Annotated in this window: 29 protein-coding genes and 1 pseudogene; all 30 read left to right on the plus strand. The window is 39.4% G+C overall.

The window, feature by feature from the left end:
* Positions 1–2 precede the first annotated feature (2 nt).
* Positions 3–656 (plus strand): 30S ribosomal protein S3, encoded by a 654-nt coding sequence (gene rpsC, locus DF281_RS08535; RefSeq protein WP_109349835.1) that lies wholly within the window; start codon positions 3–5, stop codon positions 654–656.
* 2 nt (positions 657–658) lie between these two features.
* On the plus strand, positions 659–1093 hold the full coding sequence (rplP, locus tag DF281_RS08540; protein WP_109349836.1) for a 50S ribosomal protein L16: 435 nt from the start codon (positions 659–661) through the stop codon (positions 1091–1093).
* Positions 1083–1280: a 50S ribosomal protein L29 gene (gene rpmC, locus DF281_RS08545; RefSeq protein WP_109349837.1), complete on the plus strand. Its 198-nt coding sequence runs from the start codon at positions 1083–1085 to the stop codon at positions 1278–1280. The genes rplP and rpmC overlap by 11 nt, the downstream gene beginning before the upstream one ends.
* 22 nt (positions 1281–1302) lie before the next feature.
* Positions 1303–1566, plus strand: a complete 264-nt coding sequence (rpsQ, locus tag DF281_RS08550) for a 30S ribosomal protein S17 (protein WP_109349838.1) — start codon at positions 1303–1305, stop codon at positions 1564–1566.
* 39 nt (positions 1567–1605) lie between these two features.
* The gene (gene rplN / locus DF281_RS08555) at positions 1606–1974 is read left to right on the plus strand and encodes a 50S ribosomal protein L14 (protein WP_109349839.1); all 369 of its coding nucleotides are present in this window, start codon (positions 1606–1608) and stop codon (positions 1972–1974) included.
* A 38-nt stretch (positions 1975–2012) separates the two neighbouring features.
* Complete coding sequence (rplX, locus tag DF281_RS08560) at positions 2013–2321, plus strand: 50S ribosomal protein L24 (RefSeq protein ID WP_109349840.1); 309 nt, start codon at positions 2013–2015, stop codon at positions 2319–2321.
* 24 nt (positions 2322–2345) lie between these two features.
* Positions 2346–2885 carry a 50S ribosomal protein L5 gene (gene rplE / locus DF281_RS08565; protein ID WP_109349841.1) on the plus strand — a complete coding sequence of 180 codons (540 nt, stop codon included), beginning with the start codon at positions 2346–2348 and terminating at the stop codon, positions 2883–2885.
* 16 nt (positions 2886–2901) lie between these two features.
* On the plus strand, positions 2902–3087 hold the full coding sequence (locus DF281_RS08570) for a type Z 30S ribosomal protein S14 (protein WP_068450148.1): 186 nt from the start codon (positions 2902–2904) through the stop codon (positions 3085–3087).
* 29 nt (positions 3088–3116) lie between these two features.
* Positions 3117–3515 carry a 30S ribosomal protein S8 gene (rpsH, locus tag DF281_RS08575; protein ID WP_109349842.1) on the plus strand — a complete coding sequence of 133 codons (399 nt, stop codon included), beginning with the start codon at positions 3117–3119 and terminating at the stop codon, positions 3513–3515.
* Positions 3516–3547: 32 nt separating this feature from the next.
* Positions 3548–4087 carry a 50S ribosomal protein L6 gene (rplF, locus tag DF281_RS08580; protein WP_109349843.1) on the plus strand — a complete coding sequence of 180 codons (540 nt, stop codon included), beginning with the start codon at positions 3548–3550 and terminating at the stop codon, positions 4085–4087.
* A 32-nt stretch (positions 4088–4119) separates the two neighbouring features.
* A complete protein-coding gene (rplR, locus tag DF281_RS08585; protein WP_109349844.1) occupies positions 4120–4479 on the plus strand; it encodes a 50S ribosomal protein L18 in 360 nt (119 codons plus the stop codon).
* Between the two features lie 21 nt (positions 4480–4500).
* A complete protein-coding gene (gene rpsE / locus DF281_RS08590; protein WP_109349845.1) occupies positions 4501–5004 on the plus strand; it encodes a 30S ribosomal protein S5 in 504 nt (167 codons plus the stop codon).
* Positions 5005–5019: 15 nt separating this feature from the next.
* Positions 5020–5202 carry a 50S ribosomal protein L30 gene (rpmD, locus tag DF281_RS08595; RefSeq protein WP_109349846.1) on the plus strand — a complete coding sequence of 61 codons (183 nt, stop codon included), beginning with the start codon at positions 5020–5022 and terminating at the stop codon, positions 5200–5202.
* A gap of 35 nt (positions 5203–5237) precedes the next feature.
* Positions 5238–5678, plus strand: a complete 441-nt coding sequence (rplO, locus tag DF281_RS08600; protein WP_109349847.1) for a 50S ribosomal protein L15 — start codon at positions 5238–5240, stop codon at positions 5676–5678.
* A complete protein-coding gene (secY, locus tag DF281_RS08605; protein WP_109349848.1) occupies positions 5678–6964 on the plus strand; it encodes a preprotein translocase subunit SecY in 1287 nt (428 codons plus the stop codon). The genes rplO and secY overlap by 1 nt, the downstream gene beginning before the upstream one ends.
* Positions 6965–7034: 70 nt before the next feature.
* On the plus strand, positions 7035–7688 hold the full coding sequence (locus tag DF281_RS08610; protein WP_109349849.1) for an adenylate kinase: 654 nt from the start codon (positions 7035–7037) through the stop codon (positions 7686–7688).
* Positions 7689–8145: 457 nt separating this feature from the next.
* Positions 8146–8364, plus strand: coding sequence for a translation initiation factor IF-1 (infA, locus tag DF281_RS08615; protein ID WP_010290388.1), 219 nt, complete (start codon positions 8146–8148; stop codon positions 8362–8364).
* Between the two features lie 38 nt (positions 8365–8402).
* A complete protein-coding gene (gene rpmJ / locus DF281_RS08620; protein ID WP_000868344.1) occupies positions 8403–8516 on the plus strand; it encodes a 50S ribosomal protein L36 in 114 nt (37 codons plus the stop codon).
* Positions 8517–8540: 24 nt separating this feature from the next.
* The gene (gene rpsM, locus DF281_RS08625; protein ID WP_109349850.1) at positions 8541–8906 is read left to right on the plus strand and encodes a 30S ribosomal protein S13; all 366 of its coding nucleotides are present in this window, start codon (positions 8541–8543) and stop codon (positions 8904–8906) included.
* 29 nt (positions 8907–8935) lie between these two features.
* Positions 8936–9325, plus strand: coding sequence for a 30S ribosomal protein S11 (rpsK, locus tag DF281_RS08630; RefSeq protein ID WP_109349851.1), 390 nt, complete (start codon positions 8936–8938; stop codon positions 9323–9325).
* A gap of 127 nt (positions 9326–9452) precedes the next feature.
* Complete coding sequence (locus tag DF281_RS08635; protein WP_109349852.1) at positions 9453–10397, plus strand: DNA-directed RNA polymerase subunit alpha; 945 nt, start codon at positions 9453–9455, stop codon at positions 10395–10397.
* 53 nt (positions 10398–10450) lie between these two features.
* Entirely contained in the window at positions 10451–10831 is a 381-nt protein-coding gene (gene rplQ, locus DF281_RS08640; RefSeq protein WP_109349853.1) for a 50S ribosomal protein L17, read from the plus strand.
* 426 nt (positions 10832–11257) lie between these two features.
* Positions 11258–12103, plus strand: coding sequence for an energy-coupling factor ABC transporter ATP-binding protein (locus tag DF281_RS08645; protein ID WP_109349854.1), 846 nt, complete (start codon positions 11258–11260; stop codon positions 12101–12103).
* Positions 12079–12951 (plus strand): energy-coupling factor ABC transporter ATP-binding protein, encoded by an 873-nt coding sequence (locus DF281_RS08650; RefSeq protein WP_109349855.1) that lies wholly within the window; start codon positions 12079–12081, stop codon positions 12949–12951. Before DF281_RS08645 ends, DF281_RS08650 begins: the two co-directional genes overlap by 25 nt.
* On the plus strand, positions 12948–13751 hold the full coding sequence (locus DF281_RS08655) for an energy-coupling factor transporter transmembrane component T family protein (RefSeq protein WP_109349856.1): 804 nt from the start codon (positions 12948–12950) through the stop codon (positions 13749–13751). Before DF281_RS08650 ends, DF281_RS08655 begins: the two co-directional genes overlap by 4 nt.
* 15 nt (positions 13752–13766) lie before the next feature.
* The gene (gene truA, locus DF281_RS08660; RefSeq protein ID WP_109349857.1) at positions 13767–14519 is read left to right on the plus strand and encodes a tRNA pseudouridine(38-40) synthase TruA; all 753 of its coding nucleotides are present in this window, start codon (positions 13767–13769) and stop codon (positions 14517–14519) included.
* A 175-nt stretch (positions 14520–14694) separates the two neighbouring features.
* Positions 14695–15132 carry a 50S ribosomal protein L13 gene (gene rplM, locus DF281_RS08665; protein WP_109349858.1) on the plus strand — a complete coding sequence of 146 codons (438 nt, stop codon included), beginning with the start codon at positions 14695–14697 and terminating at the stop codon, positions 15130–15132.
* Between the two features lie 21 nt (positions 15133–15153).
* The gene (gene rpsI / locus DF281_RS08670; protein WP_109349859.1) at positions 15154–15546 is read left to right on the plus strand and encodes a 30S ribosomal protein S9; all 393 of its coding nucleotides are present in this window, start codon (positions 15154–15156) and stop codon (positions 15544–15546) included.
* Positions 15547–15683: 137 nt separating this feature from the next.
* Positions 15684–16100 carry an HTH domain-containing protein gene (locus DF281_RS08675; RefSeq protein ID WP_109349860.1) on the plus strand — a complete coding sequence of 139 codons (417 nt, stop codon included), beginning with the start codon at positions 15684–15686 and terminating at the stop codon, positions 16098–16100.
* 65 nt (positions 16101–16165) lie between these two features.
* Positions 16166–16357 (plus strand): annotated as a pseudogene (locus tag DF281_RS14825) (IS3 family transposase); the annotation flags it as partial.

Raw genomic sequence — 16357 nt, forward strand, 5'->3', positions numbered from 1 at the left:
CCGTGGGTCAAAAAGTACATCCAATAGGTTTACGTGTTGGTGTCATCCGTGATTGGGAATCTCGCTGGTACGCTGAGAAGGACTACGCGACATTACTTCACGAAGATATCAAAGTACGTAACTACATTGAAAAAGCTCTAAAAGAAGCATCAGTTTCTAAAGTTGAAATTGAACGTGCTGCTAATAAACTAAACATCACAATTAGTACAGCTAAACCAGGTATGGTTATTGGTAAGGGTGGTACTGAAGTAGAATCACTTCGTAAAAACCTTAATGCTATGACTGGCAAACGCGTACACATCAACATCGTTGAAATCAAACGTGCTGATCTTGATGCAAAACTAGTTGCTGAGAACATCGCTCGTCAATTAGAAAATCGTGTATCATTCCGTCGTGCACAAAAACAAACTCTTCAACGCACTATCCGTGCAGGTGCTAAAGGTATCAAAACTCAAGTATCTGGTCGTTTAGGTGGCGCTGACATCGCTCGTGCTGAGCATTATAGTGAAGGAACTGTTCCACTTCATACACTTCGCGCTGACATTGATTATGCTCACGCTGAAGCTGACACTACTTATGGTAAGTTAGGTGTTAAAGTATGGATCTACCGTGGAGAAGTACTTCCAACTAAGAAGTCTGTGGAAGGAGGCAAATAATTATGTTATTGCCAAAACGCGTTAAATACCGTCGTGTACACCGTGGTAACATGCGTGGCCAATCAAAAGGCGGCACAACAATTAGCTTTGGTGAATACGGCTTACAAGCTCAAACAGCAAGCTGGATCACTAACCGTCAAATTGAAGCAGCACGTATCGCTATGACACGTTATACAAAACGTGGCGGTAAAGTATGGATTAACATTTTCCCGCACAAACCATATACTAAAAAGCCTCTAGAAGTACGTATGGGTTCTGGTAAAGGTGCTCCTGAAGGTTGGGTAGCAGTTGTAAAACCAGGTCGTATTATGTTTGAAATCGGTGGGGTTTCTGAAGAAATCGCTCGTGAAGCACTTCGCTTAGCTGCACACAAGTTGCCTGTTAAGTGTAAAATTGTTAAACGTGAAGAAATTGGTGGTGAATCTAATGAAAGCTAATGATATCCGTGAACTTACAAGTATTGAAATTGAAGATAAAGTAAAATCACTGAAAGAAGAGCTTTTCAACCTTCGCTTCCAATTAGCGACTGGTCAATTAGAAAACACAGCTCGTATTCGTGAGGTACGTAAAACTATCGCTCGTATGAAGACTGTTATTCGTCAAAGAGAAATCAGTGCTATTTAACTGATAAAGGAGGTTTGCAAGCATGACTGAGCGTAATCAACGCAAAGTTTACACAGGCCGTGTTGTTTCTGACAAAATGGATAAAACAATCACAGTATTGGTTGAAACTCATAAGAAACATTCGCTTTACGGTAAACGTGTAAAATACTCTAAAAAGTTCAAGGCGCATGATGAAAACAACACAGCAAATGTTGGAGACATCGTACGTATTATGGAAACTCGTCCGCTATCAGCTACTAAACGTTTCCGTTTAGTTGAAGTTGTAGAAAAAGCGGTTATTATCTAAATAATTTCGGAACACAAGATCCGAAGGGAGGTAACCTAAGTGATTCAACAAGAAAGTCGTTTGAAAGTTGCCGACAACTCTGGCGCTAAAGAGGTACTAACAATCAAAGTCCTTGGTGGTTCTGGCCGTAAAACAGCTAACATCGGTGATGTTATCGTTTGTACAGTTAAGAAAGCAACACCAGGTGGCGTTGTCAAGAAGGGCGAAGTAGTTAAAGCTGTAATCGTTCGTACTAAGAGCGGTGCTCGCCGTAAAGATGGTACTTATATCAAATTCGATGAGAACGCATGCGTAATCATTCGTGATGATAAAGCACCACGTGGAACTCGTATTTTCGGACCAGTTGCTCGCGAACTTCGCGATAGTAGCTTCATGAAAATCGTTTCATTAGCTCCGGAAGTTCTTTAATTAATTAAATGAAAGTAGCCATCAAGGAGGTGCGACAAATGCACGTTAAAAAAGGCGATAAAGTAAAAGTAATTTCAGGTAAAGATAAAGGCAAAGAAGGTGTTATCTTATCTGCAATTCCGAAGAAAGATCGCGTTTTAGTTGAAGGTATCAATATTGTTAAAAAACACGTTAAACCTAACCAACTAAATCCACAAGGCGGAATTGTTAGCCAAGAGGCTGCAATCCACGTATCGAACGTAATGTTAATCGATCCGAAAACTGGCGAGCCGACTCGCGTAGGTTATAAAACGGAAGATGGCAATAAAGTTCGTATTGCAAAAAAATCAGGTAAAGTAATCGACTAAAAGTAATAGAAGGGAGGTATACAAATGAGCCGCCTAAAAGACAAATTTGTAAACGAAGTATCATCTGCTCTAATGAGCAAGTTTGAATATACATCAGTAATGCAAGTACCAAAAGTTGAGAAAATCGTTGTGAACATGGGTGTTGGTGACGCTGTTCAAAACTCTAAAGTTCTTGATACTGCTGTTGAAGAATTAGCTTTAATCACTGGTCAAAAACCAGTAGTAACAAAAGCGAAGAAATCTATCGCAGGCTTCCGTCTACGTGAAGGTATGCCAATCGGTGCGAAAGTTACATTACGTGGAGAACGTATGTATGACTTCTTAGATAAATTAATCGCTGTTTCTCTTCCACGTGTACGTGACTTCCGTGGTGTTTCTAAAAAAGCATTCGATGGTCGCGGTAACTACACTCTAGGTGTTAAGGAACAATTAATTTTCCCGGAAATCGACTATGATAAAGTATCAAAAGTACGCGGTATGGATATCGTTATCGTTACTACTGCGAACTCTGACGAAGAAGCTCGCGAGTTGTTAACACAATTCGGTATGCCATTCCAAAAATAAAAAGGGAGGCGAGATCGTGGCTAAAAAATCTATGATCATCAAGCAACAACGCGGTTCGAAATTCAAAGTTCAAGAATACACACGCTGTGAACGCTGTGGCCGTCCACACTCTGTATACCGCAAATTCAAACTTTGCCGTATTTGTTTCCGAGAACTTGCTTACAAGGGACAAATTCCTGGCGTGAAAAAAGCCAGCTGGTAATCCCCTAATTTGGGAAGGAGGTAAATGTAATGACAATGACAGATCCAATTGCAGACATGCTAACTCGCGTACGTAACGCGAACATGGTACGTCACGAAAAATTAGAGCTTCCTGCTTCTAATATCAAAAAAGAGATCGCTGAAATCTTAAAGCGTGAAGGTTTTGTACGTGATGTTGAGTATGTTGAAGACGACAAACAAGGAATTATCCGTATCTTCTTAAAATACGGTCAAAATAACGAACGTGTTATTACAGGTTTAAAACGTATTTCTAAACCAGGTTTACGCGTATACGCTAAAACTGAAGAAGTACCACGTGTACTTAACGGTCTAGGAATCGCTTTAGTTTCTACTTCAAACGGTCTATTAACTGATAAAGAAGCTCGCGCTAAAAAAGTTGGCGGCGAAATCTTAGCATACGTTTGGTAATAAGCAACAAATGAATGGAGGTGCAACATTAAATGTCTCGCGTAGGTAAAAAACCAATCGAGGTACCTGCAGGTGTTACAGTTACAGTAAACGCTGATAACGTAGCAACTGTTAAAGGGCCAAAAGGCGAATTAGTTCGTTCTTTCCACAAAGATATGAAAATTGAAATCGAAGGTAACGTGATCACAATCACTCGTCCTTCTGAATCTAAAGAGCACCGTACTAACCACGGTACAACACGTGCGTTACTTGCTAACATGGTAACTGGTGTATCTGAAGGATTCTCTAAATCGTTAGAACTTATCGGTGTAGGTTACCGTGCTCAATTACAAGGCAAAAAACTAGTACTTAACGTTGGTTACTCTCATCCAGTAGAGTTCACACCAGAAGAAGGTGTCGAAGTTGAAGTACCTGCTAACACTAAAATTATTGTTAAAGGTATTTCTAAAGAACAAGTTGGTGCTTTAGCATCTAACATCCGTGACGTTCGTCCACCAGAACCTTATAAAGGTAAAGGGATCCGTTACGAAGGCGAATACGTTCGTCGCAAAGAAGGTAAAACAGGTAAATAATGCTGCATAGCATTAGAAAGGAGTGACCTTTTGTGATTACGAAACAAGATAAGAATCAAGTTCGTAAAAAACGTCATGCTCGCGTACGTTCAAAAATTTCTGGTACTACACAACGTCCTCGTTTAAATGTGTACCGTTCTAATAAAAACATCTACGCTCAAATCATTGACGATGCTCAAGGCGTAACATTAGTTTCTGCTTCAACTATGGATAAAGGTTTCGACGGTTCTGCTGGAAACGTAGAAGCTGCATCTAAAATTGGGGAAACTATCGCTAAAAAAGCTGCTGAGAAAAACATCAAAGCTGTTGTTTTCGACCGTGGCGGTTACTTATACCACGGACGCGTTAAAGCTTTAGCTGAAGCTGCTCGCGAAAACGGTTTAGAATTTTAATAAGAAGGAGGTACACATTTCATGGGTCACATTATTGACGCAAACAAACTAGAACTTGAAGAGCGCGTTGTTACAATCAACCGCGTAGCTAAAGTTGTAAAAGGTGGACGTCGTTTCCGTTTTACTGCATTAGTAGTAGTCGGAGACCGCAATGGCCATGTAGGTTTTGGTACAGGTAAAGCTCAAGAAGTACCTGATGCTATTCGTAAAGCTGTAGAAGATGCGAAGAAAAACCTAGTGGAAGTTCCACGTGTTGGTGGTACTACACCTCATTTAATCATGGGTAAATTCGGTGCAGGTAACATCATGATCAAACCTGCTGCTCCTGGTACAGGAGTAATCGCTGGTGGACCAGTTCGTGCTGTATTAGAACTTGCTGGTATTACTGATATCCTTTCAAAATCTTTAGGTTCAAACACTCCTATTAACATGGTACGCGCTACTATCCAAGGTTTAACTGAACTTAAAAATGTTGAAGAAGTTGCAAAACTTCGCGGTAAATCAGTAGAAGAGATCTTAGGTTAAGGGGGGGAAATTACTATGACAACAAAATTAGAAGTTACCCTAACTAGAAGCCTAATCGGTATTAAACCAGGTCAAAAAGCTACTGCTGAAGCATTAGGTTTACGTAAAATGAATCAAACTGTTGAACACAACGATAACGTTGCTGTTCGCGGTGCGATCGCTAAAGTAGCTCACTTAGTAACAGTTACTGAAAAATAATTAAAATTTAAAACATAAGGAGGTGCCATCTAATAATGAAACTTCATGAGTTAGAACCAGCTGCTGGTTCACGTAAAGAACGTAATCGTGTAGGTCGTGGTATGGCGACAGGTAACGGTAAAACATCTGGTCGCGGTCATAAAGGTCAAAACTCACGTTCAGGCGGCGGCGTACGTCCCGGCTTTGAAGGTGGTCAAAACCCTTTATTCCGTCGTTTACCAAAACGCGGCTTCACAAACATTAACCGTAAAGAGTTTGCTATTGTAAACCTTGACGCTTTAAATCGTTTTGAAGAAGGCACAGAAGTTACTCCAGCTTTACTAGTTGAAACTGGTGTTGTAGGCAATGAAAAATCTGGTATCAAGATTCTAGGTAATGGAACACTTGATAAAAAGCTTTCTATCAAGGCCCACAAATTCTCTGCTTCTGCTAAAGAAGCTATCGAAAATGCGGGCGGCAATACTGAGGTGATTTAATGTTTCAGACAATCTCGAACTTCTTACGTGTGAGAGATATACGAAATAAAATCATTTTTACACTTTTGATGCTGGTTGTGTTCCGAATAGGAACATTTGTACCAGTGCCAAATGTGGACGCTGATGTATTAAAACAAACTGATCAATATAGTTTAGTTGGTTTCCTAAATACATTTGGTGGTGGGGCATTACAAAACTTCTCTATTTTCGCAATGGGGATTATGCCTTACATTACAGCCTCAATTATTGTTCAACTGTTGCAAATGGATGTTGTTAAGAAGTTTACCGAATGGTCAAAACAAGGTGAAGCAGGTCGTAAAAAGAGTGCGCAATTTACACGTTATTTTGCAATCATCCTAGCTTTCATTCAATCAATCGCTATGTCTTATGGTTTCAACCGTATGTATGGTGGTTCTTTGATTCAAGACGAAGGAATCCTTACTTACTTTACAATTGCCATCGTATTAACTGCTGGTACAGCTTTCCTTTTATGGTTAGGTGAACAAATTACTGAAAAAGGTGTTGGTAATGGTATTTCCATTATTATCTTTGCAGGGATTGTTGCAGCTTTACCGACAACAGTAAATCAGATTTACGCTCAACAATTTGAAAATGCTGGTGATCAAATGTTCATCAACATCGTTAAAATTGCTTTAGTTGCACTTGCAGCTTTAATTATTGTCGTTGGGGTAATTTACTTCCAACAAGCGGATCGTAAGATTCCAATTCAATACGCTAAAGGAACAAGCGCTGCTAGAGGAGCACAACAATCGCATTTACCACTTAAAGTCAATGCTGCTGGTGTAATTCCAGTAATCTTCGCTGTTGCGTTTATCGTAACTCCAAGAACCATTGCTTCTTTCTTTGGTGATAGCAAAACAGCTACAATCATCGCGAACACTTTTGATTATTCAAAACCAGTAGGTATGTTAATCTACGTTGCACTAATTATTGCGTTTACGTATTTCTATGCATTCGTACAAGTGAATCCGGAGAAAGTAGCGGACAACTTGAAGAAACAAGGTGCTTATATTCCAGGTATTCGACCGGGTAAAAGTACTGAAAGTTATTTAACAAGTGTCTTATATCGCTTAACTTTTGTTGGGGCAATTTACTTGTCGATCGTGGCAATTTTACCGATTTTATTCGTAAACATCGGAAATCTTCCACAATCAGCACAAATTGGTGGTACAAGTTTGATTATCGTTGTTGGTGTTGCACTGGAAACAATGAAACAACTTGAATCTCAATTGGTAAAACGTCACTATAAAGGTTTTATGAAATAAAAGTTGGTTTAAAAGGAGCATCTTTTGTTCCCTAAAGCCTTCATTTAAGAAAATAGAGGGGGCTCACCGTATGAATATCGTTTTAATGGGTTTGCCTGGTGCTGGTAAAGGTACTCAAGCAGACAAAATTGTTGAGAAGTACGATATCCCTCATATTTCTACAGGCGATATGTTCCGAGCTGCTATTAGTAACAGCACGGAATTAGGCTTAGAAGCAAAATCGTATATGGATAAAGGGGCTTTAGTTCCAGATGAAGTTACGATTGGAATCGTTCGCGAGCGCTTAAGCCAACCTGATTGTGATCAAGGATTCTTACTAGATGGTTTTCCGCGTACAATTGAACAAGCTGAAGAATTAGATAATATTTTATCTGCTCTTGGTAAGTCAGTTGAACATGTGATAAACATTGAAGTAGCGAAGGATGAATTGGTTAAACGTCTAACAGGTCGTCGTATCTGTAAAGTATGTGGTTCATCTTATCACTTAATTTTCAATCCTCCAAAAGAGGAAGGGAAATGTGACAAAGATGGAGGAGAACTTTATCAAAGAGCAGACGATAATCCAGAAACAGTTAATAACCGTCTGGAAGTAAATATTAAGCAATCACAACCATTATTAGATTTCTATAAAGCCAAAAATGTTCTAACCGATATTGATGGCCAAAAAGATATTAATGTAGTGTTTGCTGATGTAGACGCTCTTTTAAAGAGCAGCCGCAACTAATAACCCGTGTCTCGGGCGCATTGAAATTTTGCTGAGGCAAGGTAGTATGCGGTGGCACAACGGAAAGTTAATTTTCGAGAGCTGCAAAAGCATATTGTGCCCGGTCTATGCACTGAAGAATGGATTGTTTCGTTTAAAGGATACCCTTTTTCCTTGATGCAATCGGTATTCGAACAGGGTATAATGGGTTTCGTGAAAATATCTGTTTATAACAGGTATGCAGGATCTCATCTAGGACATTCCGGGTGATCGTGTTGACATTAAGGGATACAAGTTCTCCGGGGACATTATATCCTGGGATTATGAGATGCGAAACCTGATGAACGTCTTTCGAACATCCTCATAAACCAAACCCAATGTTGATGCGGATTATCTTGTTTAAGATGAAACTTGCAGCAAATTCCGTTTGAATTTGACGATGAGAACCTGAATTGCATATAGAAGGGAGACAGGCTCGATGGCGAAAGACGATGTAATTGAAATCGAAGGCACAGTTCTTGAAACTTTGCCAAACGCGATGTTTAAGGTAGAATTAGAAAATGGTCATACAGTACTTGCGCATGTATCTGGCAAAATTCGTATGCACTTTATTCGTATTTTACCAGGAGATAAAGTTACGATTGAATTATCTCCTTATGACTTAACACGCGGTCGTATCACATACCGTTTTAAATAATCTTTTGCACTCCGGACCACTAAGGAGGTTAGGTTAAGATGAAAGTAAGACCATCAGTAAAACCGATCTGCGAAAAATGTAAAGTTATTCGTCGACGCGGTAAAGTAATGGTAATCTGTGAAAATCCTAAACACAAACAAAAACAAGGATAATTCCTAAGGAGGTGCACATCGTACATGGCACGTATTGCAGGTGTTGACATTCCACGCGAAAAACGCGTTGTAATTTCATTAACATACATTTACGGTATCGGTAACACAACTGCTAAGCAAGTTCTTGCAGACGCTGGTGTTGCAGAAGATACTCGTGTAAAAGATCTAACTGAAGATCAATTAAACCAAATCCGTGAACAATTAGATAAACATAAAGTTGAGGGTGACTTACGTCGTGAAATCTCACTTAACATTAAACGTCTAATGGAAATCGGTTCATTCCGAGGTATCCGTCACCGTCGTGGTTTACCAGTTCGTGGACAAAATACGAAGAACAATGCGCGTACGCGTAAAGGTCCTCGTAAAACTGTTGCGAACAAGAAAAAATAATTAATAAGTAAAGGAGGTTTCTTCTTAACATGGTACGTAAACAACAATCACGTAAACGTCGTGTGAAAAAGAATATCGAATCTGGTATTGCTCACATCCGTTCTACATTTAACAATACAATCGTAACCATCACAGATGTTCAAGGTAACGCAATTTCTTGGTCTTCTGCTGGTGCATTAGGTTTCCGTGGATCACGTAAATCTACTCCATTCGCATCTCAAATGGCTGCTGAAACAGCTGCTAAAACTGCAATGGAAAACGGTTTAAAAACGTTAGAAGTAACTGTTAAAGGTCCTGGTGCAGGTCGTGAAGCTGCAATTCGTGCACTTCAAGCTGCAGGTTTAGAAGTTACAGCTATTAAAGATGTAACTCCAGTTCCTCATAATGGTTGCCGCCCACCAAAACGTCGTCGCGTATAATTTTATCTCTGTTGCATAGTCGACTGGATTTAATGTACAAATATATTTAATATCGTTAAGATTGAATGACATTTAATTTTATGTTGAAATAGATATATATTCGATGTTTTTAAGGAGGGTAAATTGAATGATCGAAATTGAAAAACCAAAGATTGAAACCGTTGAGATCAGTAATGACCTTAAATATGGCAAATTTGTTGTAGAACCACTTGAACGTGGTTATGGTACTACTTTGGGTAATTCACTACGTCGCATTCTTCTGTCTTCTTTACCAGGAGCTGCTATTACTTCAATTCAAATTGACGGCGTTCTTCACGAATTCTCAACTATTGAGGGTGTTGTAGAAGATGTCGCTTCAATTATCTTAAACCTGAAAAAATTAGCATTAAAAATTTACTCTGATGAAGAGAAAGTTATTGAGATTGATTTTTCTGGTGAAGGTGTAATCACAGCTGCTGATATTATGCATGACAGTGATGTGGAAGTGTTAAACCCAGATTTATATATCGCTACTGTTGCTAAAAATGGTCACCTACGTATGCGTATGCATGCACAACGTGGGCGTGGATATACTCCAGCTGATCAAAACAAACGCGAGGATCTTCCTATCGGCGTTATCCCGATCGACTCTATTTACACTCCAGTTTCACGCGTCAACTTCACTGTGGAAAATACTCGTGTTGGACAATCGTCTGACTTCGATAAACTTTCACTAGATGTGTGGACAGATGGCAGCATCGGTCCAAAAGAGGCGATTTCACTAGGTGCTAAGATTTTAACAGAGCATCTAAATATCTTCGTTGGTTTAACTGATGAAGCTAAAACAGCTGAAATCATGGTTGAAAAAGAAGAGGATCAAAAAGAAAAAGTATTAGAGATGACTATCGAAGAGCTTGATCTTTCTGTTCGTTCTTACAACTGCCTAAAACGCGCTGGTATCAATACCGTTCTTGAGCTTGCTAACAAGTCTGAAGACGATATGATGAAAGTTCGTAACTTAGGTCGTAAATCATTAGAAGAAGTAAAAGCTAAGTTAGAAGAGCTTGGTTTAGGATTACGCGAAGAAGACTAAGCGATTTTATAAAATAAGTATGATCAGTATTTGAACGAAGGAGGGAAACATCCATGGGTTACAGAAAACTTGGACGTACAAGTTCTCAACGTAAAGCGATGTTACGTGATTTAGCAACTGACTTAATCATTAACGAACGCATTGAAACAACTGAAACGCGTGCGAAAGAACTACGCTCAGTTGTGGAAAAAATGATTACTTTAGGTAAACGCGGTGATTTACATGCACGTCGCCAAGCGGCAGCATTTATCCGTCGCGAAGTAGCTACAACTACTGACGCTGAAGGTAACGAATCAACAGTTTTTGCACTACAAAAATTGTTTGATGATGTAGCACCACGCTACGCTGACCGTCAAGGCGGTTATACTCGCATTATGAAAATGGGACCTCGCCGTGGTGACGGTGCGCCTGTAGTTGTGATTGAACTAGTTTAATCATTAACGAATGCGATAGAGGGTGTACTTGTTCACGCAAATTGAACTTTGCACCCTCTTTTTTATAAAACATATAAGATTTATACGACAAATTTAAAAGCCGAGCGTTATGATGAGCGGACATAAGTGCTGTCTCGTTTAGCTCTACGCACCCCATTCCTTTCATGGTCTGAGCAACTTTGAATGGTGAGAATATACGATTTTGCGCATTTCTCTTGAATGGGGTGCGCGCTTTTTTATTTCATTACGACAAATTTAGGGTTAATTGTTAAGGCGAGATTCTTTGTATATTGGGGATGATCTATCTTAGTGATTGGCTCTATTTTTATACATAGAAAATTCTTTATAGCATAAAAACATAAAACAGTGTAAGTTTAATAGATGAGTAGAGCCTAGAATATTTTTTTAGCAAGGGGAGATGATCATATGACAGAGATATTATCATTACAAAACATTACATTCACATATGATCCAGATCAGCCAATTATTAAAAATGCGGTAGAAGATGTCACATTTTCAGTTAATGAAGGTGAGTGGATTGCGATTGTGGGTCATAATGGCTCAGGTAAATCGACTTTGGCGCGTATTATAAACGGCTTACTTTTTCCACAGTCGGGTGAAGTAAAAGTTTTTGGAGAAATGATGAATGAGGCTAATATTTGGGATATCCGTTCGCAATTAGGGATGGTATTTCAAAACCCAGACAATCAATTTGTCGGTGCTACAGTGCAGGATGATGTAGCATTTGCTTTAGAAAATAATGGTGTACCTTATGAAGATATGGTCATCAGAGTTGAAAATGCATTAAAACAAGTACAGATGGATGCTTTTATGGATCATGAGCCACAGCATCTTTCGGGTGGACAGAAACAACGTGTAGCCATTGCAGGTGCATTAGCTTTACGCCCGAATTTATTAATTTTAGATGAAGCTACTTCGATGTTAGATCCTCAAGGGCGCAAAGAAGTAATTGAAATAGTACAACAGTTACGCGATGAAACGGGATTGACTGTTTTATCAATAACGCATGATTTGGAAGAAGCCATTTTGGCGGATCGACTACTGTTTATGAATAATGGTAAGAAATTTGCTGAGGGGAACCCGAGTGAGATTTTTGGTCTAGGAGATCAATTAATTAAGTTAGGGTTAGACTTACCTTTCTCTATGAAAATGGCTCGATTATTGCAAAAAGAAGGAGTTCATCTTCAAGGAGCTCATATGTCAGAAGAAGAGTTGGTGAATGATCTATGGATATCAAACTTCAAGAAATAGGTTATTCATATGCAAAGGACACTCCTTTTGAAAAAAGAGCGCTATATGAGGTGAATATAGACATTGAGAATGGCAAGTATCACGCGATTATCGGGCATACAGGTTCGGGTAAATCGACTGTGTTACAGCACCTAAATGCCTTATTGAAGCCGACAGAAGGACAAATTCAAATTGGTGAAAAGGTGATTGTTGCTGGGAAGAAAGAGAAGGATTTAAGAGAAGTACGCCAAAAAGTAGGAATCGTATTCCAATTTCCAGAACATCAGCTATTTGAAGAAACCGTATTGAAAGATATATGTTTCGGACCTATGAATTTTGGTGTTTCTGAAGAAGATGCGCAAAAACGTGCGAAACATTTTATTCAAATGGTTGGATTAGATGAGGCTATTTTAGAGAAGTCACCGTTTGATCTATCGGGGGGACAAATGCGTCGTGTCGCGATTGCTGGGGTATTAGCTATGGAACCAGAAGTGGTAGTATTAGATGAGCCTACAGCCGGGTTAGATCCACGTGGTCGTCAAGAAATTATGGAGTTATTCTATTCATTGCATAAAGAACGAAATCTAACAATGATTCTAGTAACGCATAGTATGGAAGATGCTGCGAGATATGCAGATGAGATGACGATTATGCATGAAGGCCGAAGTGTGATGCAAGGAGAACCGAGAAAGTTATTTAGCGATGCGCAAAAACTCGCTGAGTACCGTTTAGAAGTACCGCACATTATTCAGTTCCAAAAGAGTCTTGAAGCGCAAATTGGCCATAATTTGGGTAAATTATGCCTTACTGAGGAAGAACTAGCTGAAGAAGTTGGCAAAGTTGTTCGTCGGGAGCGTGATCAAGCATGATGGAGAAAATGATATTTGGTCGTTTTATTCCCGGGAGTTCATTCATTCATAAAATGGATCCACGAGCTAAACTGATTTTTGTTTTCGCATTCATTTTATTAGTTTTTGTGGCGAATAATATACCGACATATGTTGCACTAATTGTTTTTACAGTTGCGGTAGTTTTCGTATCACGTATTCGCTTATACTTTTTAATCAATGGATTAAAGCCTGTGATGATCTTAATGATTTTCACATTCTTACTGCATATTTTCTTCACGAAGGGTGGAGATGTGATTGTACATCTCGGCTTCATTAAGATTTATGAAGAAGGGTTGAAGCAAGGTATTTTCATTTCGACAAGATTTTTAGTGTTAGTATTTATGACGTCGATCTTAACGCTGACAACATCGCCAATTTCAATTACGGATGGTTTAGAAACTTTATTAAATCCGTTGAAAAAAATTAAAGTGCCGGTTCACGAACTTGCATTAATGATGTCAATTGCGTTAAGATTCATCCCTACGTTAATGGATGAGACGGATAAAATAATGAAGGCACAAATGGCTCGAGGCTCGGATGTAACGTCAGGGCCAATTAAAGAGCGTATTAAAGCAGTTGTGCCACTTCTGATTCCTTTATTCGTCAGCGCATTCAAACGTGCTGAGGATCTTGCTACAGCGATGGAAGTAAGAGGTTACCGAGGTGGAGAAGGTCGTACACGTTATCGTCAATTAAAATGGGGAATACGTGATACAATAGCGTTACTAGTTCTTGTATTATTAGGAGTAGCGTTAGTTTATTTAAGAATGAATTTTTAGGAGACTTGCATAACGATGAAAAGAAGAATGAAAGCTACAATCGCATATGACGGTACAAATTTTTCGGGATATCAAGTACAGCCGCAACAAAGGACTGTACAAGAAGAAATCGAAAAGGTACTGACAGTAATGCACAAAAGTGATGAGATTGTCCATGTGACAGCAAGTGGTCGCACAGATGCCCGCGTACATGCTACCGGTCAGGTGTTGCATTTTGACACGACGCTGTCCATTCCCCTTGATCGTTATGCACACGCATTAAACGTTCAACTCCCTAGAGATATAAGAGTTTTAAATGTAGAGGAAGTTGCACCTGATTTTCATGCCAGATTTAGCGTTCATGGCAAGCGGTACCGTTATATTTGGTCGTGTGAGTCAGTGCAAAGCCCCTTTAGACGTTTTTATGCAACACCCACCAATGGGGTGAAGCCAGATGTATCTGCAATGAAAGAAGCAGCTCAGTATATTTTGGGAACACATGATTTTTCTGCTTTCTGTGCCGCAAACACAGGAGTGAAAGATAAAGTTCGTACTGTAGAGGCAATCGAGTTCGAATGGCATGGCGAGGAATTGCACATGACAGTTGAGGGAAACGGCTTTTTATACAATATGGTGCGGATCATCGCAGGTACTTTATGGGAAGTAGGGACGGGCAAAAGAATTTCAACCGAGTTGGAAGGAATTGTCGCATCTATGGATCGTTCAAAGGCCGGAAAAACCGCGTCAGCACAAGGTTTATATCTTGAAAAAGTCTATTATCCAGAGTGAAGCAACATCACCTGGTGTTTTTCGCAAAGCGCTTGACTTTTGTTGAAATATATTATAAGATGACATATGGTATTTTCATTACCCCACAAGATAAGCCCCGAATCTTAACTTTTGAGGATAAAGAAAACAATTGGAACAGAATTATAGAACAATTAGTTAGTAGGAGGATACTAAAATGCGTACAACATTCATGGCTAAAGGTCACGAAGTAGAACGTAAATGGTTAGTTGTAGACGCTGAAGGCCAAACTCTTGGTCGCTTAGCTTCAGAAGTAGCTGCTATTTTACGTGGTAAACATAAAGCAATTTTCACACCAAACGTTGATACAGGTGATCACGTGATCATCATCAATGCAGACAAAATCGAGTTAACAGGTAACAAATTACAAGGTAAAATTTATTACCGCCACACTCAATACTCAGGTGGTTTAAAAACTCGTACAGCTGGCGAAATGAAAGAGAAGTACCCAACACAAATGTTGGAACTTGCTGTTAAAGGCATGCTTCCTAAAAACTCATTAGGCCGTCAAATGTTCCGTAAACTACACGTTTACACTGGAGCAGAACACCCACACGCAGCACAACAAGCAGAAGCATACGAGCTTCGCGGATAATTATTAGAGGAGGATATTCCCTTGGCACAAGTTCAATATATCGGCACAGGTCGTCGTAAAAGCTCAACTGCCCGCGTACGTTTAGTACCAGGCGAAGGCAAAATCGTTATTAACAACCGCGACGTTGAAACATACGTTCCTTTCGCATCTTTACGCGAAATTATTAAACAACCATTAGTAGCTACAGAAACACTAGGTAGCTATGACATTCACGTAAACGTGAATGGTGGTGGATTCACTGGTCAAGCTGGCGCTATTCGCCACGGTATCGCTCGTGCGTTACTAACTGTTGACCCTGATTTCCGTCCAGCTCTTAAATCAGCAGGATTACTTACTCGTGACCCTCGTATGAAAGAACGTAAAAAACCAGGTCTACGCGGCGCTCGTCGTGCACCTCAGTTCTCAAAACGTTAATCATTCGATTATCGAGTTTTCAAAAAGCCTTTCTCACTTCGTAAAATGTACCCTATCAGATAGACACTTTGAAAAAAGTCCTCTGATAGGGTACTTTTGTTTATAATGAAAAAAAAAAGATGTTGGAGTGGATTAGAATGACTAAATTATATTTTACTAGAGAACAACAAGAACAATTAAAATGTAATCCCAATGTACAAGCTGTAAGTGAAAAAGCAATTACATATACGGATGCATTTAAACGACACTTTATTGCAGAATATGAGAAAGGGAAAGTACCACGTGAAATCTTTGAAAAGGCAGGTTTAGACATTGAATTAATTGGTCTTGAACGTGTTAAATCTGCTGGAAAACGTTGGCGCAAAGCTTATCATAAATCGGGGGTTGAAGGTCTTCAAGATACACGAAAGATAAATTCAGGTCGCTCGTCTGAACGTGAATTAAGTCTAGAAGAAAAGATTGCTCGATTAGAAGCAAAAACTCGATTACTTGAAGCAGAAAATGAACTCCTAAAAAAGCTCGATCTACTCGAAAGGCAGATGAAGAAGAAATAAAAATTGCCCCAGAATTAAAGTTTGAACTCATCCAGCGCACGATAAAGAAATACAAATTAAAGCGTATGGTGAGCTATTTATGTAGCGTAATGGAGGTATCTCGTTCAGGTTACTATAACTACTTCACGGAAAAATCAGAACAGAAGCGCACAGCTAAAGAGGAATCCGATGAAGCAGTAAAAGAGATCATTTTAAAGGCATATCACTTCCGAGGACGCAAAAAAGGAGCACGCCAAATTAAAATGACTTTAGAAAAT

Source organism: Kurthia zopfii (assembly GCF_003143955.1).
In the GTDB taxonomy this organism is placed as follows: domain Bacteria; phylum Bacillota; class Bacilli; order Bacillales_A; family Planococcaceae; genus Kurthia; species Kurthia zopfii.